At 65.1% G+C, this 1,432-nt stretch carries 2 protein-coding genes; one reads left to right on the top strand and one right to left on the bottom strand.

Features of this window, described 5'->3' with window-relative positions; translation table 11 throughout:
* Window positions 1-650: oxygenase MpaB family protein (locus A5704_RS07580; protein ID WP_067888250.1), on the top strand; the 650-nt coding region annotated here is incomplete at its 5' end.
* Here A5704_RS07580 and A5704_RS07585 read toward each other — a convergent pair.
* Window positions 647-1,081: an SRPBCC family protein gene (locus A5704_RS07585; RefSeq protein ID WP_067888252.1), complete on the bottom strand. Its 435-nt coding sequence runs from the start codon at window positions 1,079-1,081 to the stop codon at window positions 647-649. The genes A5704_RS07580 and A5704_RS07585 overlap by 4 nt on opposite strands.
* Between the last annotated feature and the right edge of the window lie 351 nt (window positions 1,082-1,432).

Genomic DNA, 1,432 nt, shown 5'->3' on the forward strand with positions numbered 1-1,432 from the left:
ACTCCGACGAGCCGCGCGAGTGGGGCCGCAAGGTGCGCGACTTCCACAAGACGATCAAGGGCACCATCAGCGACGGGTCGAGGTATCACGCGCTGAATCCCGAACTCTTCTACTGGGCACACGCCAGCTTCGTCGATCAGGTCATCTACAACACCGACACGTTCATCCGCCGGCTGTCGCACGCGGAGAAGGAGCGGATCTTCGACGAGGGCAAGGTGTGGTACAGCCTCTACGGCGTCAGCGACCGCGGCCAGCCGCAGACCTACGACGAGTTCCTCGCCTACTGGGACGAGATGCTCGAGCGGTTCGTCTCGCACAAGACCGTCCTGTACGGGACCGGCTACATCAGGAAGGGAATCCCGGGCCCGCGCTGGATTCCCGGCCCGGTTTGGAAGGTGCTGTCCGCCCCGCTGAACGCCTACACCCGCCTGGTGTTGGTCGGGACTATGCCGCAGCAGATGCGCGAGGTCTGCCAACTGGAGTGGAATGCGAAGAAAGAGAAGCGATTCCAACGGTTCGCGGCCGCCATGCGCGCGCTCAACCCGCTGATCAACCGGCTGCCCATCGGCGCGATCTACACCCCGTGGGCGGCAACCGCGTGGCGGCGGTCGGGCGTCGACCCGCGCCGGCTACACAACCGCGCGGCTTAGCTGCGACGCTCGGCGGCGGCGACGCCGCCCTTGAGGAGCTCGTCGATGACCTTCTTGAACACAGGCAGCATCAGCCGGTCAGCACCGGGGATCTTCAGCGTTGACCGTAGATGCCAGCTGACCTCGGTTCCAGTGCATGTTTCGCGCAGCCGGATCGTGCCGATGTGATCGCGCGTCGGTGCGCCCGAGAGCATCTTGTACGCGTAGCGGGTGGGCCGCTCATACTCGATGATCTCCTCGACGAACGGGGGCCCGATCGCCACCAGACGTCTGATCGCACCGACACCGTTCGGAGCGGGGGTTCCCTCGCGATCAAGCGTGCTGCGTCGGAACAGCCGCGTGTGCCGGGCGATCGCGCGGTGGTCGGTCATGGCGTCGAACACGGTCTCGATCGGCGCTCTCGCGGTTCGGGTGAGGGTGAACTCGATCATTCGCACTCCGCGCTACCGATGAGCCACGCCGGTATGCCGTTGTCCGCCGCCATGATCCGTCCCCTTCCGCTACAGAGAACATAGCCTCAGGGCCGCAGCGCATAAAGGTCACACCCGACCGTCGGCGCAAAGCAGACTCAGCCGCGGGACCGCACACCCGTGTTGCCAAAGTGAACGGCGGGTACACAGCGCCGAAACTCCCTGCGAAGTAAGCCAATACGGTGGTGGACGCTTGGTGATCGGGTGCGGATGGGCAAGGATCTCTTGACATGGCCGATGTCGATTTTTCGCTGCTGGACGTTCCGCGTTCGGAACCGCTCGAGGACCCGGAGGCCTACCTGCGCGCGGCGA

Source organism: Mycobacterium sp. E735 (assembly GCF_001666955.1).
Taxonomy (GTDB): Bacteria; Actinomycetota; Actinomycetes; order Mycobacteriales; family Mycobacteriaceae; genus Mycobacterium.